This window comes from Paraburkholderia sp. RHO2, from assembly GCF_050955445.1.
GTDB lineage: Bacteria > Actinomycetota > Actinomycetes > Mycobacteriales > Mycobacteriaceae > Prescottella > Prescottella agglutinans_A.
Genome location: NZ_CP162618.1, coordinates 404,066 through 429,776 on the forward strand (window position 1 = coordinate 404,066; position 25,711 = coordinate 429,776).

Here is a 25,711-nt window from a genome sequence, read left to right on the forward strand (position 1 = left end):
CCGGCGAAAGGAAATCATGAGCGACATCCGTGTTGCCATTGTGGGCGTGGGTAACTGTGCCTCGTCCCTGGTCCAGGGCGTGCAGTACTACAAGGACGCGGACGAGAACTCCACCGTTCCCGGCCTGATGCACGTGAAGTTCGGCGACTACCACGTCCGCGACGTGAAGTTCGTCGCCGCGTTCGACGTCGACGCCAAGAAGGTCGGGTTCGACCTCTCCGAGGCGATCAACGCCAGCGAGAACAACACCATCAAGATCGCCGACGTCCCGCCGCTGGACGTCCCCGTCCAGCGTGGCCCCACCCTCGACGGCATCGGCAAGTACTACGCGCAGACCATCGAGGTCTCCGACGCCGAGCCCGTCGACGTCGTCAAGGCCCTGAAGGACGCCCAGGTCGACGTCCTCGTGTCCTACCTGCCGGTGGGCTCGGAGGAGGCCGACAAGTTCTACGCGCAGTGCGCCATCGACGCCGGTGTCGCGTTCGTCAACGCGCTGCCCGTCTTCATCGCCTCCGACCCGGAGTGGGCCGAGAAGTTCCGCGCGGCCGGTGTCCCGATCGTCGGCGACGACATCAAGTCGCAGGTCGGCGCCACCATCACCCACCGCGTGATGGCGAAGCTGTTCGAGGACCGCGGCGTCGTGCTGGACCGCACCTACCAGCTGAACGTCGGCGGCAACATGGACTTCAAGAACATGCTCGAGCGTGAGCGCCTGGAGTCGAAGAAGGTCTCCAAGACGCAGGCCGTGACCTCCAACCTCAACGGCCCGCTGGCCGGCAAGGTCCACGACCGCAACGTCCACATCGGTCCCTCGGACTACGTGGAGTGGCTCGACGACCGCAAGTGGGCGTACGTCCGCCTCGAGGGCCGCGCGTTCGGTGACGCCCCGCTGAACCTGGAGTACAAGCTCGAGGTCTGGGATTCCCCGAACTCGGCCGGCATCATCATCGACGCCATCCGCGCCGCGAAGATCGCCAAGGACCGCGGCCTGGGCGGCCCGATCCTGCCGGCGTCGGCGTACCTGATGAAGTCCCCGCCGGTCCAGATGGCCGACGACAAGGCGCGCGCCGAGCTCGAGACCTTCATCAGGGCGAGTTCCGTTGCATCAATACAGCTATGAGTGGGAGGGCACGCCCGCGTCGGCCCGAACCAATAGGATTACATTCGAACATGGTGCCAGCAGTAACTGCGACTTCGGAGCAGACGCTCGGACGAGACTTCCGTTTGCTTTGGATCGGCTCCGGAATCAGCCAGCTGTGTGGTATGGCGACGGTCATCGCCTTCCCACTGCTCGCCGTCGATACACTCGGCGCGAATGTTGGAGAGGTTGGTCTCATCACCGCGGCGGGATATCTGCCGTGGCTGCTGCTGACCCTGCCTGCGGGCGTGTACGCCGGCCGACTACGCCCACGGGCCGTGCTGGCGACTGCCGACGTGAGTCGCGCGATAATCGTCGCGATGGTGCCGGTGCTGGCGGCCACGGAACATCTGGCGCTGTGGCATTTGTACTTGTCAAACGTGCTGGTGAGCTGCGCGACAGTGTTCTACGAGATCGTGTATCTGTCCATGCCGCCGAAGATGCTACCTCGGGACAAACTGTTCTACGGGAATGTCCGGTTGCAGGTCGCCCGCGCGGTCTCACTGGCATTCGGGCCGGCACTGGCCGGATTCACAGTGCAGGTGCTCGGCCCGCACGTCGCTCCGCTGGTCAATACGGCGGGATTCGCCGTTTCGGTGATCTGCAATCTACTAATGCGGTCGCATATCGAGGCGTCGGCACCGCAGACCGCCGGTCGCGGTGTACTCGCCGACATGGGCGAGGCGATCCGGTTCGTGTCCGGGAATCCGGTCATTCTCGCCTCGACAGCAGCCTCCGCGGTCGGCAACTGCTGCTTCGCGGCCTACGAGGCTTTGGTGGTGATCTTCCTGGCGAAGGACGTCGGGGTCACCCCTGGCACGCTAGGTTTTCTACTGGGAGCGGTCGGAATCGGCGCGCTGATCGGCGCGTCCATTGCGGGCCGGATCAGCCGGTGGATCGGCACCGCGCGGGCAGCATGGATACCAGCCGCGGTCCTCGCTCCCGCGGGCTTGCTACTTCCGTTCACCCACGAGGGATCCGGACTGCTTCTTTTCATCACCGGGGCGTTGCTGTTCCACGCCGGGTACACGGTGTTCACCGTGGGCCAGGCGACCCTGGTGCAAATGCTGACTCCGGATCAACTGCTGCCGCGCACCGTCGCCTGCGTCCGGTTCATCAGCCGCGGCATGTTGTTCGTTGGTGGTCTGGTCGGCGGTGGACTGGGCAGCGTATTCGGTCCTCGGCTCGGGCTGGCCATCGTGATGGTTGTGTGGCTCAGTGCCCCGATCATCACCGCAACCTCACGGCTACACACGTGGCGGGACATCCCCGCATTGGAGTTGGAGAAGGAACATGACTGACACGATCGATATCGTCATCACCACGATCGGTTCCGGGGAGTTTCTGGAGCAGTTCACCGACACTCTGGCCGAGACCGGCGCCCGGCTCGTCGTAATCCCCGACCGCAAGACGCCGGCCGCGTTCCACAACGCGGTCGAGCGTGCCCGCGGCCGCGGAGCCATGATCGTGGCACCAGATATCGACGAACAGGACCGACTGCTCGCCAAACTCGGGGTGCCGGAGTTGATTCCGTACGACTCCGACAACCGGCGCAATATCGGATACCTGCTGTCGTATCTGAACAACAGCTCCTTCGCAGTGTCGATGGACGACGACAATCTGCCTGTCGATCAGCCCTTCCTGAACGAGCACAAAGTCGTACTGCAGGGCCCAACAAGCTATCGGGTCGTGTCGACCGACACCGGGTGGTATAACGCCTGTGATCTGTTGACCGTGGATCCGTGCCGGATTTTTCCGCGAGGATTTCCTTATGGGCCAAGGGAGGGCGCGACGCGGATGACTACGTTCGAGTCGACCGAAGACGTCCGAGTCAATGCCGGGCTGTGGCTGGACGATCCAGATGTGGACGCGGTCACCCGGCTGGCCATCCGGCCTCAAGTGATCGGCTACGGCGGCGAGACGGCGGTACTCGCACGAGATACCTGGTGCCCCATCAACTCCCAGAACACCGCCGTTCACCATGACTCCCTGCCCGCGTACTACTTCTTGCGGATGGGCCAGCCGATTGGTGGCGCACCAGTGGAGCGGTTCGGAGACATCTTCAGCGGCTATTTCGTCGCGGCGTGCGCCAAACACCTAGGTCATGCGGTCCGCTTCGGGGGCCCGCTGGTCGACCATAAGCGCAATGTGCACGACCTGCTTGACGATCTCGCTATTGAATTGCCCGCGATCCGGTTCATGGACGAACTGCTGGACTGGCTCACCGGTTTCCATCTGGATGGCTCCGACTACGCCGAGGCGTACGAGTCGCTCAGCTACGGCCTACAAGACTTCGCGGAACAGGCAGGTGGACGGGCGTACACACCAGAGGCACGGGCTTTCCTGCATCGCAGCGCACACCACATGCGGACCTGGTTGCGCGCCATCCGCATCATCCACGGTGGATGATGCGGATGGCGCACAACGGATCTGACTCTCAGCTCCTGTCGAGGATCGTGTCGACGGTTTCAGTCAGCGTCAGGTTGGTACTGTCGATCCAGGTGCCTTCACCCTCAAGCTCGGAGCGCAGGGCCTCGTCGAGGAAGGACCAGTCATCGGCTAGCTTCTTGTCGCGCGCCGCGATCCGGTTTCCTGCGGTCTCCGGCGTCGGTGCCAGCACAATCAGCCGAAGAGGGAGGTCCTTCATGTGCTCCTGATAGAACTCCAGATGCGCGCGACGAACCACCACGTCGTCGATGACCGGCACTACACCGGCGGCGTGGAAGCTGCGGGCCAGCACCGAGGCATTTCGGGCTCGCAACAGAAGCTGCCGGTCGGCCTCCCGATCTTCCTCCGGGGAGGGAAGATGCCCGCCAGAGACAATCAGGTCCTGCAGGTGGTCACCCTCGATATGTGCGCTGATCGGAAACCGTCGCGCCAATTCGTCGGACACCGAGCTCTTTCCGGATCCCGGGATGCCGATCACGAGGAATGCGTGTGAGGCCGGGACAGTATCGACGACTGTACCTTGGAAGGAATCTTCTGGCATGCTCAAATATCCCATCTCTTCGAATTGTCGACGGTTTTCGTCGAACGGCAAATATTTCGAACCCTCGCCCTGATTGAACCCGACTCTTTATCAATCATGCAATGAGAGAAGTAGCACGAATTTCGACCCGAACGCAAGGAGGGGGTTATGCTCAATACCGACGGGACATCGGCGGTACCACCGTGGTTGTTGCTCTATTCAGCGGCCGATCACTCAGGATTGGCCGATGCGGCGCTGGCGGACGCGAGATCCCTTTCCGAGGGCAACGATCCCGCGGCGGCCGGCCGCCGCGGACCTGGGGCCTATCGTCTGGCTGTTGCGGCGGGGGACCGAGCTGGGCTCATCGAGGGACTGACCTACTTCGCCGACGGCCTGGCCAGCCCACGCTGGGTGACGGGAAAGGCCGACAGCGCCGCCGCACGTGTCGCATGGTGCTTCGGCGGGCACGGTAGCCAGTGGTCCGGCATGGGTCGTGCGCTGCTGGACTGGTCGCCAGAGGCCGCGGAAGTGCTCACCGAGCTGGACGACTTGTTGCCCGGCGGTGTGCTCCGCTCACTGACTGGGCAGGCGGAAACGTCGCAGGACACTCCGGCCGCAATACAGCCACTGATCTTTGCAGTGCAGGTTGCCACCGCACGGTGGTTGTGGGCGCGTGGGCTTCGCCCTGCGGCGGTCGTTGGACATAGTCTGGGGGAGGTCGCAGCTGCACATGTCTCTGGGGCGCTCAGTCTAACCGAGGCAGCGCGGGTGGTGACGGTACGAAGTCGGCTGCTGGACGCTGCGGGTGACGGCGGCGCGATGGCCACCGTCGGATTGGATCGCGAGACCGCGGCGGCCCGGTGCGCCGCGGTCATCGGCGGCACAGTTGTTGTCGCCGCCCACTCGGCGCCGGAGGAGACGGTGATCACCGGCGACGAGCAGGCCACCACAGCGCTGATCGAGAAGCTCCAGGCGGAAGGAGTGCGCTGCCGGATGATCCGCATCACCGCAGCCTCTCACAGTCCGCGGGTCGACAGCGTACTGCCCGAATTGCGTGCTGAGCTAGCGGATCTGGCCCCGGCCCGAACACACACCGCCTGGGTATCGACCGTCGATCCCGGCTCGAAACCCAGCGCGGACGCAGACTACTGGGCCCGCAATCTGCGGCAACCCGTGCGGTTCACCGAGGTAGTCAGCACGCTGGCGGGCCGCGGTATCCGGGCGTTCTTGGAAATAGGCCCACATCCGGTGCTACTCAAGCCATTGCGTGACACCCTTCATGCGAACGGTATCGACGCCCCATTACTGATAGCCTCTGGCCACCGCGGCACCCCCGAGTCCGTTTCGCTGTTGCGGGCACTGGGCGCCCTCTACTGCCGGGGTGCGAATGTCCCGGTTCTGACCGACCAAGAACTGGGACGGAAATGACCAAGACTGCTCCTCTTGACCGTTCGGCGACAGTGTTGGTGGCCGGATCGACGGGACTCGTCGGCTCGGCTATCGTCCGCCACCTGCGCGACCAGGGGTTCACGTCAGTAGTCGGCGTGCACTCCGTCGACGTGAACTTGACCGACGCTGTGGCCACCACGGACTACTTCGACTCGGTCCGGCCCGCGGTGGTCGTGGACGCCGCCGCGAGGGTGGGCGGAATCAACGCCAACAACACCGAACCCGTCGAATTCCTCAACGACAACCTGCGCATCCAGACCAACCTATTCACCGCTGCACACGCGGTCGGTGTCGATCGACTCCTATTCCTCGGCTCGTCCTGCATCTACCCCAAGCAGAGTCCACAACCCATTCCCGAATCGGCATTGCTGACCGGCCCGTTGGAAGAGACCAACGAAGCCTATGCAATCGCCAAGATTGCGGGTGTGATCGCGGTGCAGTCCTACCGCCGGCAGTACGGTAGGCGGTGGATCTCGGCCATGCCCACAAATGTCTACGGCCCTGGAGATAACTTCCACGCCACCCGCTCGCACGTGCTGCCCGCGCTGATCCGCCGCTTCCACGAGGCGGTCGAATCGGGTGCGGAGGAGGTCGTCGTCTGGGGTACCGGAACACCGCGTCGAGAGTTCATTCACGTCGATGACCTCGCGGCGGCCTGCCTGCACTTGCTCGACCACTACGACGATGCCCAATCGGTCAATATCGGAATCGGGACGGATATGAGCATCGCGCAGTTGGCCGCCATGGTCGCTGATACCCTTGGATTTACCGGCCGAATCATCTGGGATACAAGCAAACCAGACGGCACCCCCCGCAAGCTTCTCGACATCTCCCGCCTGACAGAAATCGGGTGGAAGCCCACGATCGGGCTGGCCGATGGGCTGCGCGACACTGCGCAGTGGTATGCAGATTCGGTCCGGGCATCGTGAGCGGTTGGTCACCCAGAGCGGGTGAACAGACCCGCATCCATCGCGATTCCGCGCTCGGTGGACACCTGGAACAGCGCATCGTTGCCGCGCTCCCAGATGCGCACCGACAGCGTCTGTCCAGGGAAGACCGGTGCGGTGAACCTGGCGGAAATGGTCCCAAATTGGGCAGGATCACCGCCGCACAGCGCGTGCAGCAGCGCCCGCCCAGCGAACCCAAACGTGCACAGGCCATGCAGCAGCGGACCTCGCAGACCAATTCGGGCCGTGACTTTCGGGTCCGAATGCAGCGGATTACGGTCGCCGCTCAGCCGGTAGAGCAGTGCCTGATTCGGGGCTGTGCGGTAATCGATCACCTGATCGGGAGGGCTGTCTGGACGATCCCACGGGTCGTCAGGGCCGGGCTCGCCGCCGAAGCCACCCTCTCGCCTGATCGTCAGTCCGGTACGCAGGTCGGCCAGAGGTCTTCCGGTGCTCGGGTCCACGCAAGTCGAATCAATGACCGCGAGGGCGCTGTGCCCCCGATCGTAGAGCGCGGTCAGACGTGAGGTTGACGCGGCAGTGCCGGTGGTCGGCAGCGGGCCATGCAGGGTCAACGACTGGTGGCTGTGCAGTAGCTGGACCGGGTCGAAATCGCCGAACGACGGCTGCCGCTCTCGCGAGAGCAACGTCGTGGCGAAAGTGGGCAATACCGCCGGCGGACAATCGACCGAATTATCGGTGGTGAATTGTAACTCGGCACCGGGGTTGTCCGCACCCGCTCCCACTCCGAGCGCATAGAGTGCAGTGTCGGAAAATCCCCAATTCCGCGTTCCGGAATCCCAATTGTAGCCGACCAGATCGTGCCACAGAGTCATGATTAAGTAACCAATCTTTTATGGAGTGTCGAGACGTTGTTTCTGCAAATGACAGGATGGAATTGGTGATGATCACAACGCTGTTGGTGGACGCGGGTGGGGTTTTGTTCAACAACATCATCGAGGAGACCCGTTTCGTCGGGGACCTCGCGCGGCGTTACGCTGCGGACCCGGATCGACTCCTGGCGCAACTGAAGGGCTCGGCGTATCAATACGAGAGCGGCGATGATCATGTGCATGCGGTCTTGCGCGACACGCTTACCTCGGCGGGCGCTGCCCGAGCCCACGAGTTCGATGCCGATTGGGCGGATCGGCTCTACCTCGCCAACGTGCACTGCTACGACGACAACGTCGCCGCGCTGGCCGAGGTCGTGCGGTCCCATCCAGGATTGACCGTAGTCCTGGCCAACAACGAGGCCAAGCACTGGGACGAGTTGAAGAATTCTCGCTTCGGCCACTACAAGCACTTTCACCGACTGTGCTCGTCGTGGCGAATGGGCCAGGTCAAGCCGTCGGCTGAGTACTTCGCCACAGTGTTGGACCACTGCGAGACGCATGCGCAGGAATCGTTGATGATCGACGATCGTGCCGAGGTGATCGATATCGCCCGAGAATTGGGGATGTCAGTGCTGCATATCAGAACCCCCGAAGTGCTTCGTTCCCAACTGCGTTCAACCGTCGCGGGCGTCACAACGTCGGTCAGAACTCGCTGATTCCGGCATCGATGGCCATCGCGTGCGCAGTGATGTGCCGCGAGGCATCGGAGGCCAGGAAAAGCACCGTCTCGGCCACATCATCGACGGAGATCCCCGGAACCGGCAGCATGTTCACCAGCATGCCGCGCAGCCGGGGATCGGCCAGGCTGGCGTTGGACAACTGAGCCAGCATGGCTCGGCCTCCCATATCAGTATCCACGCCGGTCGGATGCACGCTGTTGACCCGGATACCAAAGCGCGCCAATTCGGCGGCGAACCCCTTGGCCATTCCCCGGACGGCGAATTTGCTTGTGGTGTAAGGAATCATGAACGGCTGTGCTTTGAGGCCTGCCGAGGAGCTTATCAGCACGATCGAGCCGCCACCGGCTTCGATCAGATGCGGCGCAGCCGCCATCACTGTGTTCCATGTGCCGCGCACATTGACACCGATAGTGTCGTCGAAGTCTTGCTCGGTGACCTTGTCCCAGGCCCGCGGGATACAGATGCCCGCGTTGGCCACGACGACGTCGAGGCGCCCCAGCTCGGCGACCGCCTCGTCCACAGTTGCACGCAGATCTGCGAGATCGCGGACGTCAGAGATCGCGGCCACCACCTTCGCACCAGCCGCTCGAGCCAATTCGGCGGTGGTGTGGAGGTCGGTCGGTACGGGCGATGGATAAGAGACACCGGGCAACGTGGCGCAAAGATCGACGGCGATGATGGCCGCGCCCTCGCCCGCCAACCGCAACGCGTGTGCGCGTCCCTGTCCACGTGCGGCACCGGTAATCAATGCGACCTTGTTGTGCATGAGCAGAGTCATCTGAACGTCCTTTCCGGACACGAACTGCTCCGCGTCCGACAAGCGAATCGGTATGTGAAGAGCAAGCTGTGCGGGACCGCAATCAGCCTGCATTGGTAAGTCGGCGTTTGTCGGCATCCGTGATCCCTGGGCCGACGGTCGGACGGGCAATGACCCGGTCTGGCTCGAGTGTCGTTATGGGGCCTTCATACTCACCGGCGCTTTTCGAGAGCCAACCCAGCGCGGACTCGTGCATAGGCAGGTAGCTGTCCGACTCTGCGATTGTTATGTGTGGGTGCGCGGTCAGCCACACGGCAACGGCGCGCAGAGCGAAAGGCAGGTAGTCGCAGCGTCGGGCGACGCGGGCTAACGCATCGGGCTCGGCACCGGCTCGGCGGTCCCCGATCACCGATCGGATGAGATCGGTTGCGGCATCGAGAGTCAACGGGCTCACGGGAAACCGAGTCGCGGGTGCGGGTGCCATCAACAGGCCGGTCAGTGGCATGCGGCTCGTTACCACTACGGCACACCCCTCCGTGCCAGGTACCAGCGGCCCTACCTGTGCGGATGTTTCGGCGTTGTCCAACACCACCAGAACCGAACGGCCCACCAGCAGCGAACGAAAGGCGGCAGCCCGCTCGGCTTCGCCGTCAGGAATGCAGTCGAACGGTGCGCCGAGAGCGCGCAGAAATCGGCCCAGCACGTCCACCGGCGCCTCTGGTGACCCGGTCGAGGTGCGGCCACCGAGGTCCGCGTAGAGAGTTCCATCGCCGAACCTGTGCGAGACTGCGTGGGCGCAATGCAGCGCCAAGGTGGTCTTCCCGATGCCGGCCGGGCCATCGACACAGACCACCGGTACACCGCCCGGCGCGCCGTCACCTATGAGGAGCCGTTCCAACTGCTCAAGTGCCTGCCTTCGGCCGAACACGTGGCGGGGCGCTGCGGGTAGCTGTGCCACCCGCAGTCCTTCACCGCGAATCTTGGGTGCCGCAGCTATGACGCATCCGACCAGTTCCCCGCGGGCGGCGAGAACCCGATCGCAGGCCTGAGCCAGTTCCATCGTCATGGGCTTTCTGCCGTTCTCCACCTTGGACAAGTATCCCTTGTTGTAGTGGGTGAGTTCGGCGAGTCGGGCTAAGGAAAGACCGGCCTCCCGCCGCAATCGCCGTAGCGCTCTCCCTGCGTCGTCCATTCCTGTTTCTGCCATCAATCAACCTCCACAGAAGAGAGCAAATTGAGCCCAAAGCACTTGGATAACGATGGTCTATCGAACCGATGAAGGTCATACTCGCGCAGGTCTTTTCTCGGTCCTGGGCCTTGACGGTGACGAATGCGTCGACGATGGTCGTGCCATCGGATTCGAGGAGGGGATCGTGTCAGGCCTGGTGCATCGGACCACCCGCTGGGCCTCGGGTAGATGGAACCGGGGAGGGCTGTGGCTTTGGTGTTCGACAGATGGATTCTGCAGCAGGTCCGCGGCACGGATATACGCTTGCGGTCGTCGGAGGCTACGCGCGAAATCACGTCGGGCAGATAGGCAATGTTGGTGGTCTCGGCGGCCAAACTGTAGGTTTCGACAGAACCACGCGTCTTGATCGCCCGGTCCTCCTCCGCCGGATCGGGAGCCTTGCCCCTCAACGTCACAGTTGACGCACTGGGAAGTCGCGGTGTCAAATCTCGGACAGTGATAGCGTCGGCGCCGATTGCGGCCCAAAAGGCTGGCTTCTTTGGCACAGATCATCTCCTAGTTTCGGACCGGGGGAGGAGACCAAGCGCCACCGCATTGCGAGCTCCCAGGTTCCTGTCAAACAACAGCTGGCCTAGACAGGGCCGAGCCGCCCTCGGTCATCTCTCAGGGGACAGACTCTCACATACCGGTCAGCCAGTCTTGTTATGGCCTCGCAAACACAGAGCAAGTTGGTCGCCTGCGAACGTCACTGTCTGACAGATGTTCTGAGGACTACGTAGAATCGGGATAGTTCTAGGGAACGGCAGCTGAGCTGCGATGACACCTTGACGTGGATGCGACCACACAGAAGGGCGATTTGAAGCCCCGTCCATCGGATCGAGACGGAACATCGGCCCCGAAAGCCCCGGCCTATATGGGCGTGTCGAGAGTGGTTGGCAACCGCTCAGGATCCTGTGTGGCAACAGGTGGGATGCAATCGACGAGTCGCAACCCCTTCCTGGGAGCCATATTCCAGCTATCGGCGTTTGTCGACCTCCGGGTTCTCTAACAGTGTCGGCATCGATGGAGGCAATGTCCCGAGGTGTGGGCATTGCGCTGCCGGACCGTTTCCCTTCCCGCTCGACACCGTGTTCTACAGCGTGTCATCTCATCCCAGTGATGCAGAGTATAAAACCGACGCACCGGTATGGTAGTGCGTGTCGGATGGGCTGTTCGCTGCGAGAGTCTTGGAACCGCGAATGTCATTGACTCGAAGACTGATTCTGCAAACCCAGACATTTCGCAATGCGGATGGGGCTATAGTCCGTATCCGGGGAAAGCCGGTTGGTTGGAATGTTGAGGACAGGCGCGGGGGATGGATCGAGTGTTGAGCTTTCAGTCGGCTGTCGCGAGGCGGTTCGTGCATCGGCAGGCGATCGCGGAGGTGTATCTCACGGATTGCGCACCAGTTGATGACGGCCGGTTCCTTGTCGGGGCGCAGTGGCCGCGACTGCACGCCTTCTATCGCACCTGCACGGGACGCTACGACACGATGCTCCTGGCGGAGACGGTGCGACAGTGCGCGATCTATCTTGCGCACGTGCGATACGCGGTGCCGATGGACTACAAGTTCACGATGCAGAGGATGCAGGTCGAATGTAGCGTGGATCTGCTGGCGATCGGAGCCCGGCCGGCGGATGTCACCATCGATGCGCATGTGACGGGAACCGCCCAGCGCCAGGGGATTCTCTCGGCGTTCAGCGTGACGCTCGAGTTTCGTCTGGACGGAGTCATAATCGGCCACGGTTCAGCTGCGGCGAATGTGCTCTCCCCATCTGCGTACGAGCGCGCGCGGTGGCAGGGGAATGCTGCCCGGGCGGTCGGGCAGCCGCAACAGCTGCCGCCCGTAGACTCGGATGCGGTGTGCGTGCCGGATCCGCGGGCAGTCGTCCTGGGACCGCATCCCGCGGGAGCGCAGCGTGGAAAATGGCTGCTGAGAAGCGATCCGACCCATCCAGTGTTGTTTGACCATCCCTTGGACCACGTGCCGGGCGTCCTGATCCTCGAAGCCGCGCGGCAGGCCGCTCGACTGCGGTTGGGCCAGTCGTGTGCGGACGTCGAGCACGTCGACATAAGATTCCGCCGGTTCCTCGAACTCGACGAGCCCACCACCGTCGCAGCCCGAATCCTCGAAGGCGAAGAAGGCGGCGTCGAGGTTGAGTTTTCACAGTGGGGTGAGACACACGCCTCCGGGAGCGTGCGGCTGTCGATCCCAGTGAAGCCTCGCGATCACGCGATGGCCGGGACCCAACGCGCATGACGGATCCGGTCGATCTTCGCGCGTCGCCGCGGTGGGACGATCGCGGCGAGGACGAACGTGAGCATCTGGTCGATACGCTCATCGAGGTCGGCCCGTTCGGTGAGCACGTTCGAGACGAGCTGGACGCCGGTGAAGGCGGAGACGAAGTAGTGGGCGAGGTGTGCCGGGTCGACGGTGTTGAGCACGTCGCCTTGCTCGATCGCGGCGTGGAACATCTGCTCACAACTGTCGATCCAGTCGAGGTACGGCTTCGGCGGGCCTGCCACCGCGCTCATTTCGAGGGTCAGACGAATCCCGGCCCGGACGATAGGATCGTCAACCATCTCTCGCTTCATCTCGTAACAGAACATCACGATCTGCTCGAGTGCTGGTGCGCCCGTGCGATTAATCGCGTTGACTGCGTTCATCGAGACAGCATGCTGTTCTTCGATGACAACCGCGGCCAATTCGTCCTTGGATTTGAAATGAAAGTACAACGCGCCCTTCGTCAGCCCCGAGTGATCGACGATATCGGCCAGGGTCGCACGTTCGTAGCCTTCTCGATCGAACAGCTCGGCTGCACTCTTGACGATCTGGTGCCGGGTCGCGAGCGCTCTCGCCTGTCTGACCACTGTGTCGAATCCTCTCTATCGCCGACCGCCCATCAGGGAGCACCATGACCGACCACACGCCGGCCGAACGGCGCCGCACCGAAACGGCCTCAGCAGTGTGCATGCATTCGGTGCAGGAGTGCCACCTACGTAGTATTGCAGTAATAGGGTCATCCGGTTTCATTGGTGCCGCCACCTTACGTGCATTGACGGTGCTTCGCGTACGCGGCAGCGCACTGACGTAGGCAATGCTGTCGGCCCCGCGTGTAATAGTGGCCATAGGAGGTCGACCGGATCTCTACATCGACGCCGGGTATCTGCTTGCGTCCGCCGCAACGCGTGTCACTGGCACCTCGCTGCACAGCGGGATCCACGGAGAAAACCGAGAAGACTGTCAGCAGGGAGCTGATCGACGAGGTCGCGGCACGGGTTCTCGTATCGTTCCAGGAGAGCACCACCGCTGGCGACAAGCTGCAACTTCGACGTGCGAAGCCGTCGATCCCACGAGACAACGACCGTGCGCTGCTGCTCGACGCGTCCGACGTGATGCAGAAGTACGACCTGGACGAGGGGATCCGATACCGGTGGCGTGCGCGCTGCTGGGAGAAGTACGACGAGGCATGAACCAGGCTGCCGGCCGACCAACGGTGGATCCGGGCTGGCCCGACCCGCCCCTTTCCACGGTTCGGCGCTATGGGATGAGGAGGATGACGAGCCAGAAGACGATGGAGATGTAGCCAAGGACGAGTCCAGCGATGGCCATACCGCGACCGCTCTCTCCGGTGCGCCGTATCTGGCTGAGGGCGATGTGGCCGAAGACGAGGGCCAGCAGTCCGCCGAGGATGCCGAAGACGAGGGCAAGGATCGCGAAGACGTTCGTTCGCTGGGAGTGGATCGGCGCGCCGTAGACGGGTTGTCCGTCAGCGGTATGGCCGACAATGGGTGCTGCCAGGGGGCCGGTTGGTGCCGGGGTTGGTTCCTTCGAAGCCTGCACGGCCGCCATGATTCCGCCGACGATCAGGGAGATGAGTCCGGCGAAGCTGACGAGACCGGCGATCACTGCGAAGAGACCCAGGTCTGTTGCACGGTTGAGCGAGTGGAGGAAGAGGCTAGTGCCGAAGGCGGCGAGCAGCAGATGCCACCACTGGATTCGCGTGCTCTGGCGGTACGCGCTGAATGCTATTGCGCCGCCACCGACGCCGATCGCAAGCGCAATCAACGCGACCGCTACCCATCCCGGAGTCTTGGCCTCCATCCCCCCCCCGACCACGAACAGCACTGAGCTGACAATGCTTCCGAGTACTACGCCCAACCCGATCCATACGAGGAACTGTCCAAGAGGCGGGCGGATCCCGTGTCCAGGCATAGGTGGAGCAATCGTGCGCGGCTGCGGTTGCATATCAGACATCCGGCCATCATGTAGCACCCCAGGACATCGTTCGGGCGCTTCCACCTGGATGTGTTCGACGTCATGCAGACGCGCGACTTGGATGAGCCATCCTGGGCCGACTTGATCCGAATGTTCGATGACGCAGTACTCGAACCGGCTCTCCGATAGTCGATTCCGACGTCCCTCTGTCGCCGCGGAGCGCCGATCGGGGTCGCTCTCGATCGATCTATCGAGTCGAGCGTCACGGGCGCTCAGGATCGCGATCAGCGCGTCGGTTCCTGGCGGGCCCTACGTCAGCACCTCGCTCGCTTCGCCCTGAGCAAGAGAGAAGAGCTCGTCATGTCTGCTCGGATTGTCGAGCAGCTCGATGGGCATCGCTTGGTCTTCCGTCCAGGGATTCGGGGCGAACCACCACGATGCGACCGCCCAGGGATCGTCCTGCGCCTCGAGAAGGGCGTTGATCTCTTCGACGAGCTCCCGTGTGGCGTCCGATCGGAACTGGAACGCGGGGTAGAGGACCGTATCGCCGGTCTTGAGTCTGATCAGGCCGGCCCGCGACGCCATCTCGATCGGTACCTCGTCGGATGACCGCATCGGAAAAGACAGGATGTAGTCGATTGCGGCCTGCAGAACGGCTTGTTCTCGGCTGAGATCCGTTTCTTCCATAGGGATTTCACTCCTGACTGGTAGGTGCTCGACGCAGCCTCACTTGAGGCTAGCCTCGGTGCTCCCGTCCCGCCCAGGACTTCCAACGGGTGCCTCTGTCGGAGGATCCGGTTCACTCCGAACAGCATTTGCTATCCGAAGGAGTCCCAGTTTCGACGCCTCTTCTCCCAGCCGTCAGGATCGGTTGGAGGGTGGTCGATGATCGTCCACACGAACTGCTCGAAGGTCATCGACAGGCCGTGAGAGAGGCCAGCATCGAGGTTCGACCCTTCGATCCAAACTTCGGGATCATCCCGGAGAGCAAAACGGCATTCTCTCCACATTCCGGTTACATTCTTCACCTCAACGTCAGGCCCTGCGGTGCCATCCCACATTCCACGAGACCGGGTCAGGGGCGAGGCTATCGCTCCGGGTTCTTGACTCACTGACAGCATCGGCAGCGTAAGCCTTGAGGGCATCCGCGAACCGCGCACACTTAGTTTCTGGCTGTTCGTAGCCTCGCTCGTCGCAATTCACGAGGTCATAGCCGTGATCGGCCTTACGGATTCCGCCATAACCAACGAAACCCATGAGAGTGGGACGATCGATGCGCTCGGTGAGCACGTAGCCGTCTCCCGAGTAGGGCTGATGCGACCACTCCTTGCCCAATCCCTGGGGAATCGCCGACTGAAGGAACGTCACCGCCGCGTAGAACCGAGCCACCTCGTCGTCGGACAGGGTGCCAGTTCCCTTTGAGCTGTTCTTCTCGCCGATCGTATGCGGATGGCGAGTCTCGACTGGAAGAACCACCATTCGGATCTTCCTTCGTCGGATCCTCTTGATGAACTCCGAGTACCAAGTCATGCTCTCCCCCTCCAGACGGTTGTTCAGGTGACCTACGCCGCTACCCTCGATTGACCTTCTGGAATTCCTGCCAGTAGAACCGTGCGGAGGACAGCTTCACGAAGATGCAGGCGACGAGAATGTACGCGACCAGGTCCGGGAAGGAGATCGCCGTCGCCACGGCAAGAAGGACGATGGATACAGGGGTCAGGACCAGCGACACGACGATGGCCTTCTTGGGATGCTCCTCGCTGCGCTTCCGAAAGACCACGCTGGCCAAGACGGTCAGAATGATCGAGATGGCCAAGAGAATCATGTAGTAATCCACCACTGCTCCTACCTACTGTGCTGACTCGGTCGACCCGGAACGCCTGTACGCGGAGAACTTCTTCCAGGAGTTGAAGGCGGAAACACCCTCGAGGAATCCTGTCGCAATGATTGCCATCCCCACAAAGCTGTCGAAGACCAACAGAGCAAGACCCGACCCGAGCAGGAGATAGACCGCAGCGAAGTCGGTCAGGAACCGGGTGAGAGGATGACCCTTACCGTTCTTCATCCTGTTGTTCAGGGCCGCAATGAGGAGAGCGACACAGATGCCGAGAAGGAGATAGGGGATGGCGTACTTCATGATTCACATCCTGTCGTCGTAAACCTTGACCAGCATGAAGGGGAGGCCGAGGGTGTTGGAGGGAATACTTCGATGCGACCCATTCCGGCCCCATGGACCGCTTTCCGATCCGCGGCGATGCAACCAGAGAGCAATCCGGAGCCGAGTGCTGAGGGATTGGACGGAATCAGCAGCCGCTGATCGTGAGCAGCTCCGCCGGCAGGTCTGATTGCATCACCACTGGGTCTCTGCTCCAAGTGAACGTCGTGGTCGCCAGCCCCGGGCTTACGCGGCGCATGGCGTCCTTCGATTGGACGACAATGGGTGGTAGAGATCGTCAGGGCTCAGTGAGGAAGCTGGGATGAAGAGACCGCCGTCGAATCGACGCTGGGTGCCTCTTCCGGCAGCGGCGACCCGGTGCGGTCCGCCTCTCAGATTGTTCCCCGAGGAAGAAGTCGCCGCCTTGTCGGCTGCCCATCTCCCCGGGGTATACGTAGCTGCACACGCCATGAATCCCCTCCGTCATGCGTTCATTACCTCCCCAGTCGCATGTCCCTTTTGTGAACCTATCAGCCGGTGGCGGCGCGGACACAGAGGTGGTGTGGCATCGACCAGCTCGCGACTGCCCCGTGATCATTAACTGCATCCAGATGGACGTTGATCGTCCGCGACGAGCTCAGATGAGATCCTTTTCGCTCATTGTGATTTCACTTCTGACGGGAAGGCGCTCGACTTGCTTTCCCATGAGGATGGTCCCGATCTTGCGTGATTCCGGCGTGCCAGGCCTGAGCGGCTTCGGATTGGATGTCTCTACCGTGGCGTCCAATCCGACAGCATTGGGGCGGCCGATGCAGACGAGCGGCGGCTGCAACCATCAGGACGCCACGAGACCAGAGCGCCAAGTATCTAGGAGTTACGAAGTGATTGACCCGCGCCAGATTTGGGATACGCCGCAGATGATGAAGGCCGACTCCGCGACGCCTGTTCTGGACAGGCCTGGGCGGATCCGGGTTCTGTCCGATTCTTATGAGGTGATCGAGAAGTCGGGACTGATCTTGTTCTCAGTTCTTTTGGAAGGAAAGCCAGGGGTCATCTTCGACACGGCGACGGTTCCGACGAGCCTCGTGCAGCGAACCTACTATGACAACTTCCCGAGGGTCGACTACCAGCCCTACCTGCTGGAAGGTGGAGCGCTGCTTGATGATGCTCAACAGATTTGGGGAATCCCCGATGCGCCGCTCGCGACATTCTCCATCCTCCTCGAATAAGGACGTGTACTCGAACCGCATCGTGGGCTACTCGATCGACTCAAGGATTAACGCGCGTCTTGCTGTCGGCGCCCTCGACTCGGCCGCCGCCCGTCGGGCTACGGCGGGTGACCGGTGGTCGGCCGCCGACGAACAGGGGAGTGGCGCCCAGGCGAAGCAACTGACAGCAAGAAGATCGGCCGACCCGTCGGCACCGGAGGCAACGTCGAGCCCAATAGCCGCAGCGTCACCACCACCCTGTCTGTCCTCGAGGAGTCCCCTCAACGCCGTCGACCACCTCAAGGACAACCCCAACGCCCCCATGGACATTCACCCAACTCCTTGACCAGGCACTCTACGAGACGAACGCCGAACTCTGCGCGCAGTACAACAACGGCGAAACCTTCCTCAGCGTGAAGGTAGTCTCCGCCTCGCACCCCGCTGAACAATCCGAGAGGGAAACACTTTGATCGCCTACCTCGCAGTACTCCTGGCTGTCGTGGCCGTGGGTCTCCTCGTCCCGACTTACCTCAATCTTCGACTACTAAACGGCCACGTACGACAGAGCATCACGGCGAAAACGACCGGCCACCAGGTCGCCGCACTGCGTCTCCGCACAGTCCTCCTCGGAACCTGTACGGCCTGCGCCGGATCCGGAGCAGGGCTTGCTCTCCAAAGCCAAATAACCAAGCAAGACCTCCCCACCGAGGTCCTCGTCCTCCTCCTGATCGCCGTGGCCGTCACCGTCGGAGGCGGTTGGATAGCGGCCAACAAGGCCGTCAAGATCCACATCGGAAAGGCACTCGAGGGCCCCAGCGAACATCGCCACTGATCCCCCACCGAACACGAATGCCCGGCCCGTCGGCGGACTCGCCGCCAACGGCGCGTTGGTACTCCGAGGGCCGCGCCCGACCGGGACCGTCGCCGACGAGCAGGGGAGTGGCGCCCGTGCCACGATCGATCTGCCGAATACGAAGGTCGACGCGCTCCTGGCGGACACCGAGAATGGACTGTTCGTCGCTGCTTTGACCAGCACCGATGACCGCGGATACAACAACAACCGTGCCGCGATCGCCGCTACGATGGCCGCCGTCGCCCCTGAGTCGAAGAAGGTGTTGTGGCAGAAGGATGATCTGCTGACGTCGAACCCCGATGGGGTTATCGACCGTGGGATTCTGCCGGTCTACAGCACCCCTGAAGGCGAGTGCAAGGGATACACCTTCGCACGGAACGTACAGGTACTCGACACCAAGACCGGTGAAGCGAAGTGGACCACGCACGTGTCCGAGCTGCCGCGGGCCAAAGCAAAAAGACCAGTGCACCGAGGACGTTGTCTACGCGGAGTGTCAGTGCTGGGGTCCGCCGTCAGCAATGAGCTCGCCATCCCACTGCGATCTCGATGCTGTGTAGACCTGTGGTCGTGGAGAGAGGCCGTCTCGCGCCGACGCACTGGACAAATAGATGATCTAGCGGAATTTTTTAGGATACTTAAGGTCGAGGGGTTGACTGCCTGAAGTTCTTCACTATAGTTACGGGAGTCCTGGTTTGTGAGTTAGGTCACCGATTGGAGGGTTGTCGGATGGCGACCGAGGGTGCCGCTAATGTCTCCGCGACCGCGAGCGCTCAGCTGACGGTCGTCGGCGACAAAGTCCGATCCATGCGCAAGGAGAAGGGCATGACCCTTGCGCGGCTCTCCGAGATCACCGGACTGAGCCCGGCAATCGTTAGCCAGATTGAACGCGGTCGGGCGAACCCCTCCTTCACCACCTTGTGGCAGCTCGCCAACGGACTTGGCATTCCGGTTGGAAAGTTCTTCATCGGCCAACCCGAGAGCAAGTCCCCCGTCGTCCGTAAACACGAACGGCGCAATCTCGTCGGCGTGACCAAGAAGTCGATGGGTGAAGCGGTCTATGAACTCTTGACACCGGATCTCAATGGAACCTTGGAGGCCCAATGGATTGAAACACCGCCTGGACACGACACGAGCGCAACCCCGTTCCGCCACAGCGGCGAGGAGTTCGGCATCATTCTCTCCGGCCGCAAGGACATCTATCTGGATGGCGAATGCTATTCCCTGGAGGCTGGCGACTCGATTACGTTCTCCTCGGAGATTCCTCACTGGTACAAGAACACCTACGACGAAGTCTGCCAGGCGATCTGGGTCAGTGCACCCCATGCATGGTAGCCCCGCAGTGCACCGTCCGATCCTCGTGCGCCCTGAGTGCTCCGCTCCCGGGGATGGTCGAGCAATCGCCGTTCCCCCGGGTATTCCAATCGCTACGAAGAGGTTTGCGTAGCCGCCGCGGACAAATGCACACCGCACTGTGCGCCGGCGCCCACCTCGGGTCGATCGACTCCTGAGCACGCATACAACTACATCTCCCTTCCCGGAGACAGGCGAGTAGTCGCCGTTCCCCCCGGGTATTCCAATCGCTACGAAGAGGTCTGCGTAGCAGCCGCGGACAAAGGCACACCACCTGTGCACCGGCGCCCATCGCCGGGGCGTCCGCTTCCCTTCCTTACTGTCGGGCCGTCGAGTCGGCCGGACATCACGCGTCCCCAAAGCGGCGATGCGTCATACACTCTCGCGCCCGTCAGGGTGCCAGCGTAAGGACAAGACCAATGCTCGACTCCCTCACCCCTACCCAACGCATTCAGTACCGACTGAGCCCTGAAGCCCGACGGGGCCTACGAGGTCTCGGGTTCGGCAACGCCCTTGAGTGGTACGACTGGATGGTCTTCGGACTCTTGTCGGCTTTCATCGGCCCCAACTTCTTCCCCTCGACCGATCCCCTCAGTGCTACCCTCCACACCCTGGCCGTCTTTGCGGTCGGATTCGCCTTCCGTCCGATGGGCGGCGTCATTCTCGGAACGATGGCAGACCGCGTCGGTCGCCGACGGGTCATGCTGATCTCGATCAGCTCGATGGCTGTGACCACGCTCATCATCGCGGTCACGCCCAGTTACGAACACATCGGTGCTTGGGCCGGTGTGATCCTGGTCGGCTGCCGCATCGTCCAGGGAATCTCGACCGGTATCGAAGCGCCGCTATCTACAGCGCACGCGGTCGAGCTCGTTCCCGAAGGTCGCGAGGGTATGGTCGCCGGCGTCATGGGTTTCTATGTCAACCTCGGTGTGCTCCTAGCTTCCCTCGTCAGCTTCCTGTGCAGTCTGGTCCTGGACGGCGCGACCATGAGTGAATGGGGTTGGCGAGTACCATTTTTCATCGGCGCCGCGTTCGGCGTCGCGGTGATCTACATGCGCCGAGGGCTTCCCGAGACCATGCGTCAGGAAGAGTTGGAGGACAACACGACCGGAGCGGTCTGGACCTCTGTCCGGAAGTACTGGCTCAGCGTCCTTGCAATTATCTTCGTGGTCGGCGCGGTGCAGGCTTACAACTATGCGTGGAACGTGGGGCTCCCGACTACGGCTCGCAGCAACTTCAACGAAGATCCCTCGGAGGTCTTCGCTGTGACCACGGCGCTCGGTATCCTCCTGGTCATCGGCAGCCTCGTCATCGGGAAACTGACCGACCGCAGATCCATCTCCTCCTGGTTCCTGTGGACGCGCGCCCTCGTGATTCCTGCGGTTTTCCTCATGCTCCTCTACTCGCACAATGGAATCGGCGGTTTCGCCGTCGTCCTGCTCGGTGGAGCCATGGTCCTGATCCCGAACCTGACTCTGTACAACGTGGTCAGCACCTCCCTCATGCCCAAGTCCTGCCGAGGCGCGGGCGTTGCCCTCGGCTACGGAGTCGGCGTCGCCGTCTTCGGCGGTACCGCCTCCTACCTTCTGGTCTGGTTCCAGTCGATGGACGCCCACTGGATCTTCCCGGCCTACGTAGCGGTCCTCACCGTCCTCAGCATCGTCTTCTATCTACTCGCTCGCCGTGTCAACGGCATCTTCGTTGGAAAGTAGGGCCTTCTAGTCATGACCTCTGTCGATCTGCGCATCACGAGCCAGGATCTGCGCGCCCCGGTCGTCAACCGTTCCCAGGTTCTCGTCGTCGGCGGCGGACCCGCCGGTGTCGCGGCCGCCGTCACTGCCGCCCGATCCGGAGCGAGTGTCACTCTCCTCGAGCGTTATTCATCGTTGGGTGGGCTCGCGTCCGGCGGCATGGTGTTGGTTCTCGACGACATGATCAACGGGCAGGAGATCACGGTCAAGGGAATCGTGTCGGAGTACGTTGAACGTTTGCAGGCTTTGGGTCTCGCCATCGTCCCGCCCGCCGAGGATTTCGGTGCCTCGACCGAGGTGTGGAACCGGTGGGGTCGATTCGGCACTTTCGACTTCCACACTCACACCAGTCCGAAGCCGATCTGCTATGCCGCGGCCTTCGATCCCGACGGCTGGAAGCGGGTCTCCAACGACCTCATTCGGGAGGCCGGCGTCACCCTGCGTCTGCATAGCTGGTTCTCACGGCCCATCGTGGATGAGGGCGTGATCAAGGGCGTGGTGTGTGAGACGAAGTCCGGACCCCAGGCATTCCTGGCAGACGTCGTCATCGACACCACCGGCGATATCGACGTCGCGTCTCGAGCCGGGGCCAGCCACATCAAGGACAGCTACATCACCACACTCGTCTTCCGTCTCGGCGGCGTTGACACCGCGGCGGCTGAACGCTTTGAACAGGAGAACCCGAAGGAGGCCCGGGCGATCAACCGCAAGATCAAGCGCCTTCTCGGCGGGGCCTGGGAGCTGTGGTGGCTCAAGACCCCTCTCGACGGCGTCGTATGGTGCAACGCACCGCACATGAGCGGCTTCGACGGCACCGATCCCGCTGACCTCACTGCCGCTGATTTCGCGGCTCGCGATCGCATCTACGAAGCCGTCGAGCACGTCAAAGAACACCTCCCCGGCTTCAGCAACTGCTACATCCTGGATGTCGCGTCCCAGATGGGTGTCCGGCAGACCCGCCTCCTCGAGGGCGAGTACGTGATGACCAAGGACGACGTGGCCACGCGTCGGCACTTCGCCGATTCCGTCGCCCGCGGGCGTGATTACTACTACCCGTATCGCTCACTCCTTCCCAAGGAGGTCGATCAGCTGCTCGTCGCCGGGCGCCACTACTCGGCGACCCCCGAAGCACAGAAGATGTCGCGCGAGATTCCGCCGTGCATGGCCATGGGTCAGGCTGTGGGTGTCGCCGCAGCCCTCGCCGTCGGAGACGGCATCACCGTGCGCGAAGTGTCCGCAGCTGACATCCAGGCCGGCATGCACCAGCACAACGCCGACCCCGGCGATGTCCCCTCTGCCAACGCCACCATCGATACGGAAGAGACGGTTCGAGCATGAGCACCACCGACAACGTGAACGCCAGGAGGGCCGGCGGCGCGGTACTGCCGCTGTCGGGCATCAAGATCGTCGACTTCACGCAGGTATACATGGGGCCCAGCGCGACACAGCTGCTCGGGGATTACGGCGCCGACATCATCAAGGTCGAGCGCCCCGGGGTAGGTGACATCGCACGAAACTCCTTCCCCGACCCCGATGGCCAGGACAACCCGATCTTCCTGTCGATCAACCGCAACAAGCGCAGCATCAGCGTCGACACCCGCACCGACGAGGGCAAGGCGTTGCTGCGGCAGATCATGAAGGACGCTGACGTAGTCGTCAGCAACTTCCGTGCCGGTGTGATGGAACGGATGGGATTCGGGTACGAGGATCTTAAGAAGGACAACCCGGACGTGATCTGGGCGTCGGGCACCGGCTTCGGCACCGAAGGACCCTACGCGCACAAGGGTGGCCAGGACGCGATCGCGCAGGCGTACTCCGGTGTCATGTGGCGACGTGACTCGGACGACGTCCCGCTGACCGTCTACCCGACCACGCTGTGCGACTACACGACCGGCATGCATCTGATGCAGGGAATCCTGTTGGCACTCCGTGCCCGCGACCTCCACGGCATCGGCCAGAAGGTGGAGGTGACGATGTACGACTCGATGTTGCACATGCAGATGCAGGAGGCATGCGTACAGCTCAATCGCGGGTTCGAAGTCAACTGGGGCGCAATGCCGTTCACCGGTGTATTTCCGACGACCGACGGGGCCGTCTGTATGGTGGGCGGATTCACGCCGGATCCGCTCCTTCGTATTTCGCGGGCCTTGGGCCTGGACGAGGACCTTACGCTCCGGGCGGAGTTTTCCACGAAAGAACTGCAGTTCGAGAACAAGCCCGCACTTCAGGAGATCTTCCGGAAGCGCTTCGCGACGAACTCCACTGCATACTGGACCGAGAGGCTCGAAGAAGAAGGCCTTCTCAATGCCCCGGTGCACAGCCTCGAGCAGACCTTGGCCGACAAGCAGACTTACGTGAACGGGATGATCGTCGAGGCCGAGCATCCGACCGTCGGCACGGTCAAGATGCTGAACGCGCCGATCCGCTTGTCAAGCACGCCGCCGTCGATCCGGCGCATTGCACCTCGCCTGGGCGAACACAACGCGGAGGTGCTGAAAGAGCACGGTCTGGACGACGCCGCGATTGCGCAGCTGACCGAGGCAGGTGTACTCCGGTGACCGCCTCCACCGACGGAGTCCTTGTGACGATCGAGCGTGGCGTAGCCACGGTGACGATCGACCGGCCGCAGGTCCTCAATGCCATTGACGGACCAACTACCGCCCGACTGAACGCAATCTGGGAGCAGCTCGAACAGGACCGTCGCATCCGTGTGGTCGTCGTGACGGGTTCCGGGCCGAAGGCCTTCTGCACCGGGGCCGACATGACGTCCTCCGCCGTTGGCAAGACGGGACTGCAGTACTGGGCCGAGCTGGACCCGAACGGGTTCGGCGGGTTGAGCCTGCGGACGACCCTGGACGTGCCGGTCATCGCGAAGGTCAATGGCTATGCCCTCGGCGGCGGCATGGAGATCGTGCTCGGTGCCGACATCGTGGTCGCCGCAGACAGCGCCCGTTTCGGTCTGACGGAACCGCGGGTCGGACGGCTTGCACTGGACGGTGGCGTCCACCAGCTGGTCCGTCGTGTCCCGCACACCCAGGCCATGGGAATGCTGTTGACGGGCCGCAAAGCCGACGCGGCCGAGATGCGGGAGATGGGCCTGGTCAATGAGGTTGTTCCGGCCGCAGAGCTCGATGCGGCGGTGGACCGGTGGATTGAGCAGATCCTCGCATGTTCACCTAGAGCGTGTCTCCTATTTCGTGAGGGACCTCAGCCAGATACAGACCGCTGAGAGGACCACGCCGGCCCGGTAGGTGAGTGCGAGTTTGTCGTAGCGGGTGGCGAGCCCGCGCCACTGTTTGAGGGTGGCGAAGGATCGTTCGACGACGTTGCGGCCCTTGTATTTCTCGGTGTCGAACCCGACCGGGCGGCCTCCGCGGCTGCCCCGCCGGAGGCGGTGACGTTTCTGGTCGTCCGGTTCGGCGATGATCGCTTCGATGCCTCTCGCTCGCAGGTGGGCGCGAATCGCTTTCGACGAGTAGGCCTTGTCGCCGAGCACCGCGTCCGGGCGGGTTCGGGGTCTTCCACGGCCGAACCGGGGCACCGACAACGCGCCCATCAGGATGGGGAACATTGGCGAGTCACCGGCCTGACCTGGCCCGATCAGCAGGACGAGTGGCCGGCCGTGTCCGTCGGCGAGCTGGTGGATCTTCGTGCCGAGCCCGCCACGGGAGCGACCGAGGGCGTGGTCAGCCGGCTCGTTCCGGAGGTTCCTGTAATTCGACAGATCCCCCTGTGTCGCGGGTGAGGTTGGTGCCGTGTTGGTGGGCTCGGCAGATCGTCGAGTCCACCGACACTGTCCAGTCGACCAGCCCGTTCGCATCCGCATGCGCCAGCAGGGAAGCGAGGATCTTGTCCCAGGTGCCGTCCCCGGCGTAGCGGCGGTGCCGCTTCCAGATCGTCTGCCACGGACCGAAATCCGCGGGAACGTCCCGCCACGCAACTCCGGACCGGTAGCGGTAGACGATGCCCTCCACGACCCGACGGTTGTCCCGGAACGGGCGGCCCCGACATCCGTCGGACGTGGGAAGCAACGGCTCGATCAACGCCCACTGTTCATCAGTCAGGTATTCGGTGCGCGACACACGGAACAGTGTCGCCGATCCCACCGCCCG

26 protein-coding genes are annotated in these 25,711 nt (G+C 62.7%); 15 read left to right on the forward strand and 11 right to left on the reverse strand.

What is annotated here, in order from left to right; all coding sequences use genetic code 11:
- Window positions 1-16: 16 nt before the first annotated feature.
- From ABTV10_RS26915 to ABTV10_RS26925, 3 genes are read left to right on the forward strand one after another with little or no spacing between them, the layout of a single operon-like run.
- Window positions 17-1,120: an inositol-3-phosphate synthase gene (locus tag ABTV10_RS26915; RefSeq protein ID WP_499035362.1), complete on the forward strand. Its 1,104-nt coding sequence runs from the start codon at window positions 17-19 to the stop codon at window positions 1,118-1,120.
- Window positions 1,121-1,170: 50 nt separating this feature from the next.
- Window positions 1,171-2,439: an MFS transporter gene (locus tag ABTV10_RS26920; protein WP_499035364.1), complete on the forward strand. Its 1,269-nt coding sequence runs from the start codon at window positions 1,171-1,173 to the stop codon at window positions 2,437-2,439.
- On the forward strand, window positions 2,432-3,547 hold the full coding sequence (locus ABTV10_RS26925) for a hypothetical protein (protein WP_499035366.1): 1,116 nt from the start codon (window positions 2,432-2,434) through the stop codon (window positions 3,545-3,547). The genes ABTV10_RS26920 and ABTV10_RS26925 overlap by 8 nt, the downstream gene beginning before the upstream one ends.
- Window positions 3,548-3,575: 28 nt before the next feature.
- Here the strand turns inward: ABTV10_RS26925 and ABTV10_RS26930 are convergent, their stop codons facing one another.
- Window positions 3,576-4,127, reverse strand: coding sequence for an AAA family ATPase (locus ABTV10_RS26930; protein ID WP_499035368.1), 552 nt, complete (start codon window positions 4,125-4,127; stop codon window positions 3,576-3,578).
- A gap of 147 nt (window positions 4,128-4,274) precedes the next feature.
- Between ABTV10_RS26930 and ABTV10_RS26935 the strand changes: the two genes are divergently transcribed.
- Window positions 4,275-5,534, forward strand: coding sequence for an acyltransferase domain-containing protein (locus ABTV10_RS26935; protein ID WP_499035370.1), 1,260 nt, complete (start codon window positions 4,275-4,277; stop codon window positions 5,532-5,534).
- Window positions 5,531-6,484, forward strand: coding sequence for a GDP-L-fucose synthase family protein (locus tag ABTV10_RS26940; RefSeq protein WP_499035371.1), 954 nt, complete (start codon window positions 5,531-5,533; stop codon window positions 6,482-6,484). Before ABTV10_RS26935 ends, ABTV10_RS26940 begins: the two co-directional genes overlap by 4 nt.
- A gap of 8 nt (window positions 6,485-6,492) precedes the next feature.
- Here ABTV10_RS26940 and ABTV10_RS26945 read toward each other — a convergent pair whose 3' ends face one another.
- Window positions 6,493-7,338 carry a MaoC/PaaZ C-terminal domain-containing protein gene (locus ABTV10_RS26945; RefSeq protein ID WP_499035372.1) on the reverse strand — a complete coding sequence of 282 codons (846 nt, stop codon included), beginning with the start codon at window positions 7,336-7,338 and terminating at the stop codon, window positions 6,493-6,495.
- A 68-nt stretch (window positions 7,339-7,406) separates the two neighbouring features.
- Between ABTV10_RS26945 and ABTV10_RS26950 the strand changes: the two genes are divergently transcribed.
- Window positions 7,407-8,051, forward strand: a complete 645-nt coding sequence (locus ABTV10_RS26950; RefSeq protein WP_499035373.1) for an HAD family hydrolase — start codon at window positions 7,407-7,409, stop codon at window positions 8,049-8,051.
- Here the strand turns inward: ABTV10_RS26950 and ABTV10_RS26955 are convergent.
- Both ABTV10_RS26955 and ABTV10_RS26960 read right to left on the reverse strand, forming a co-directional pair.
- Window positions 8,038-8,853: a mycofactocin-coupled SDR family oxidoreductase gene (locus ABTV10_RS26955; RefSeq protein WP_499035375.1), complete on the reverse strand. Its 816-nt coding sequence runs from the start codon at window positions 8,851-8,853 to the stop codon at window positions 8,038-8,040. The genes ABTV10_RS26950 and ABTV10_RS26955 overlap by 14 nt on opposite strands.
- A gap of 82 nt (window positions 8,854-8,935) precedes the next feature.
- Window positions 8,936-10,039, reverse strand: coding sequence for a helix-turn-helix domain-containing protein (locus ABTV10_RS26960; protein WP_499035376.1), 1,104 nt, complete (start codon window positions 10,037-10,039; stop codon window positions 8,936-8,938).
- Between the two features lie 1,336 nt (window positions 10,040-11,375).
- Between ABTV10_RS26960 and ABTV10_RS26965 the strand changes: the two genes are divergently transcribed.
- Window positions 11,376-12,320, forward strand: coding sequence for a ScbA/BarX family gamma-butyrolactone biosynthesis protein (locus ABTV10_RS26965; RefSeq protein WP_499035378.1), 945 nt, complete (start codon window positions 11,376-11,378; stop codon window positions 12,318-12,320).
- Here ABTV10_RS26965 and ABTV10_RS26970 read toward each other — a convergent pair.
- Window positions 12,290-12,931, reverse strand: a complete 642-nt coding sequence (locus ABTV10_RS26970) for a ScbR family autoregulator-binding transcription factor (RefSeq protein WP_499035379.1) — start codon at window positions 12,929-12,931, stop codon at window positions 12,290-12,292. The genes ABTV10_RS26965 and ABTV10_RS26970 overlap by 31 nt on opposite strands.
- A gap of 318 nt (window positions 12,932-13,249) precedes the next feature.
- Between ABTV10_RS26970 and ABTV10_RS26975 the strand changes: the two genes are divergently transcribed.
- Window positions 13,250-13,534, forward strand: coding sequence for a hypothetical protein (locus ABTV10_RS26975; protein WP_499035380.1), 285 nt, complete (start codon window positions 13,250-13,252; stop codon window positions 13,532-13,534).
- 67 nt (window positions 13,535-13,601) lie between these two features.
- Here ABTV10_RS26975 and ABTV10_RS26980 read toward each other — a convergent pair whose 3' ends face one another.
- The 5 genes from ABTV10_RS26980 to ABTV10_RS27000 form a co-directional block, all read right to left on the reverse strand.
- A complete protein-coding gene (locus tag ABTV10_RS26980) occupies window positions 13,602-14,189 on the reverse strand; it encodes a DUF4190 domain-containing protein (protein ID WP_499035381.1) in 588 nt (195 codons plus the stop codon).
- Between the two features lie 399 nt (window positions 14,190-14,588).
- Complete coding sequence (locus ABTV10_RS26985) at window positions 14,589-14,966, reverse strand: hypothetical protein (RefSeq protein ID WP_499035382.1); 378 nt, start codon at window positions 14,964-14,966, stop codon at window positions 14,589-14,591.
- A gap of 348 nt (window positions 14,967-15,314) precedes the next feature.
- Window positions 15,315-15,758: a hypothetical protein gene (locus tag ABTV10_RS26990; protein ID WP_499035383.1), complete on the reverse strand. Its 444-nt coding sequence runs from the start codon at window positions 15,756-15,758 to the stop codon at window positions 15,315-15,317.
- 91 nt (window positions 15,759-15,849) lie between these two features.
- Window positions 15,850-16,116: a hypothetical protein gene (locus ABTV10_RS26995; protein ID WP_499035385.1), complete on the reverse strand. Its 267-nt coding sequence runs from the start codon at window positions 16,114-16,116 to the stop codon at window positions 15,850-15,852.
- Between the two features lie 12 nt (window positions 16,117-16,128).
- Window positions 16,129-16,416 (reverse strand): hypothetical protein, encoded by a 288-nt coding sequence (locus ABTV10_RS27000; RefSeq protein ID WP_499035386.1) that lies wholly within the window; start codon window positions 16,414-16,416, stop codon window positions 16,129-16,131.
- A gap of 740 nt (window positions 16,417-17,156) precedes the next feature.
- Between ABTV10_RS27000 and ABTV10_RS27005 the strand changes: the two genes are divergently transcribed.
- The 7 genes from ABTV10_RS27005 (at window position 17,157) to ABTV10_RS27035 (ending at window position 24,828) form a co-directional block, all read left to right on the forward strand.
- Window positions 17,157-17,663 carry a hypothetical protein gene (locus ABTV10_RS27005; protein WP_499035388.1) on the forward strand — a complete coding sequence of 169 codons (507 nt, stop codon included), beginning with the start codon at window positions 17,157-17,159 and terminating at the stop codon, window positions 17,661-17,663.
- A 445-nt stretch (window positions 17,664-18,108) separates the two neighbouring features.
- Window positions 18,109-18,474 (forward strand): hypothetical protein, encoded by a 366-nt coding sequence (locus ABTV10_RS27010; RefSeq protein WP_499035389.1) that lies wholly within the window; start codon window positions 18,109-18,111, stop codon window positions 18,472-18,474.
- A gap of 747 nt (window positions 18,475-19,221) precedes the next feature.
- Window positions 19,222-19,827 carry a helix-turn-helix domain-containing protein gene (locus tag ABTV10_RS27015; RefSeq protein ID WP_499035390.1) on the forward strand — a complete coding sequence of 202 codons (606 nt, stop codon included), beginning with the start codon at window positions 19,222-19,224 and terminating at the stop codon, window positions 19,825-19,827.
- Between the two features lie 437 nt (window positions 19,828-20,264).
- Window positions 20,265-21,560 carry an MFS transporter gene (locus ABTV10_RS27020; RefSeq protein ID WP_499035391.1) on the forward strand — a complete coding sequence of 432 codons (1,296 nt, stop codon included), beginning with the start codon at window positions 20,265-20,267 and terminating at the stop codon, window positions 21,558-21,560.
- Between the two features lie 12 nt (window positions 21,561-21,572).
- Window positions 21,573-22,937 (forward strand): FAD-dependent oxidoreductase, encoded by a 1,365-nt coding sequence (locus tag ABTV10_RS27025; protein WP_499035393.1) that lies wholly within the window; start codon window positions 21,573-21,575, stop codon window positions 22,935-22,937.
- Complete coding sequence (locus ABTV10_RS27030; protein WP_499035394.1) at window positions 22,934-24,157, forward strand: CaiB/BaiF CoA transferase family protein; 1,224 nt, start codon at window positions 22,934-22,936, stop codon at window positions 24,155-24,157. Before ABTV10_RS27025 ends, ABTV10_RS27030 begins: the two co-directional genes overlap by 4 nt.
- Complete coding sequence (locus ABTV10_RS27035; protein ID WP_499035395.1) at window positions 24,154-24,828, forward strand: enoyl-CoA hydratase-related protein; 675 nt, start codon at window positions 24,154-24,156, stop codon at window positions 24,826-24,828. Before ABTV10_RS27030 ends, ABTV10_RS27035 begins: the two co-directional genes overlap by 4 nt.
- Here ABTV10_RS27035 and ABTV10_RS27040 read toward each other — a convergent pair.
- Window positions 24,790-25,681 (reverse strand): IS5 family transposase gene (locus ABTV10_RS27040; RefSeq protein WP_499035397.1). Its coding sequence is split into 2 segments (ribosomal slippage): window positions 24,790-25,320 and window positions 25,322-25,681, totalling 891 coding nucleotides; the frame shifts between segments, so codons are not numbered across the junction. The genes ABTV10_RS27035 and ABTV10_RS27040 overlap by 39 nt on opposite strands.
- Window positions 25,682-25,711 lie beyond the last annotated feature (30 nt).

What these genes read in the sequence shown, in the direction of transcription:
- ABTV10_RS26915 (WP_499035362.1), top strand. Translation starts at nt 17, where the DNA reads ATGAGCGACATCCGTGTTGCCATTGTGGGCGTGGGTAACTGTGCCTCG.
- ABTV10_RS26920 (WP_499035364.1), top strand. Translation starts at nt 1,171, where the DNA reads ATGGTGCCAGCAGTAACTGCGACTTCGGAGCAGACGCTCGGACGAGAC.
- ABTV10_RS26925 (WP_499035366.1), top strand. Translation starts at nt 2,432, where the DNA reads ATGACTGACACGATCGATATCGTCATCACCACGATCGGTTCCGGGGAG.
- ABTV10_RS26930 (WP_499035368.1), bottom strand. Translation starts at nt 4,127, where the DNA reads ATGCCAGAAGATTCCTTCCAAGGTACAGTCGTCGATACTGTCCCGGCC.
- ABTV10_RS26935 (WP_499035370.1), top strand. Translation starts at nt 4,275, where the DNA reads ATGCTCAATACCGACGGGACATCGGCGGTACCACCGTGGTTGTTGCTC.
- ABTV10_RS26940 (WP_499035371.1), top strand. Translation starts at nt 5,531, where the DNA reads ATGACCAAGACTGCTCCTCTTGACCGTTCGGCGACAGTGTTGGTGGCC.
- ABTV10_RS26945 (WP_499035372.1), bottom strand. Translation starts at nt 7,338, where the DNA reads ATGACTCTGTGGCACGATCTGGTCGGCTACAATTGGGATTCCGGAACG.
- ABTV10_RS26950 (WP_499035373.1), top strand. Translation starts at nt 7,407, where the DNA reads ATGATCACAACGCTGTTGGTGGACGCGGGTGGGGTTTTGTTCAACAAC.
- ABTV10_RS26955 (WP_499035375.1), bottom strand. Translation starts at nt 8,853, where the DNA reads ATGACTCTGCTCATGCACAACAAGGTCGCATTGATTACCGGTGCCGCA.
- ABTV10_RS26960 (WP_499035376.1), bottom strand. Translation starts at nt 10,039, where the DNA reads ATGGCAGAAACAGGAATGGACGACGCAGGGAGAGCGCTACGGCGATTG.
- ABTV10_RS26965 (WP_499035378.1), top strand. Translation starts at nt 11,376, where the DNA reads ATGGATCGAGTGTTGAGCTTTCAGTCGGCTGTCGCGAGGCGGTTCGTG.
- ABTV10_RS26985 (WP_499035382.1), bottom strand. Translation starts at nt 14,966, where the DNA reads ATGGAAGAAACGGATCTCAGCCGAGAACAAGCCGTTCTGCAGGCCGCA.
- ABTV10_RS26990 (WP_499035383.1), bottom strand. Translation starts at nt 15,758, where the DNA reads ATGGTGGTTCTTCCAGTCGAGACTCGCCATCCGCATACGATCGGCGAG.
- ABTV10_RS27000 (WP_499035386.1), bottom strand. Translation starts at nt 16,416, where the DNA reads ATGAAGTACGCCATCCCCTATCTCCTTCTCGGCATCTGTGTCGCTCTC.
- ABTV10_RS27015 (WP_499035390.1), top strand. Translation starts at nt 19,222, where the DNA reads ATGGCGACCGAGGGTGCCGCTAATGTCTCCGCGACCGCGAGCGCTCAG.
- ABTV10_RS27020 (WP_499035391.1), top strand. Translation starts at nt 20,265, where the DNA reads ATGCTCGACTCCCTCACCCCTACCCAACGCATTCAGTACCGACTGAGC.
- ABTV10_RS27025 (WP_499035393.1), top strand. Translation starts at nt 21,573, where the DNA reads ATGACCTCTGTCGATCTGCGCATCACGAGCCAGGATCTGCGCGCCCCG.
- ABTV10_RS27030 (WP_499035394.1), top strand. Translation starts at nt 22,934, where the DNA reads ATGAGCACCACCGACAACGTGAACGCCAGGAGGGCCGGCGGCGCGGTA.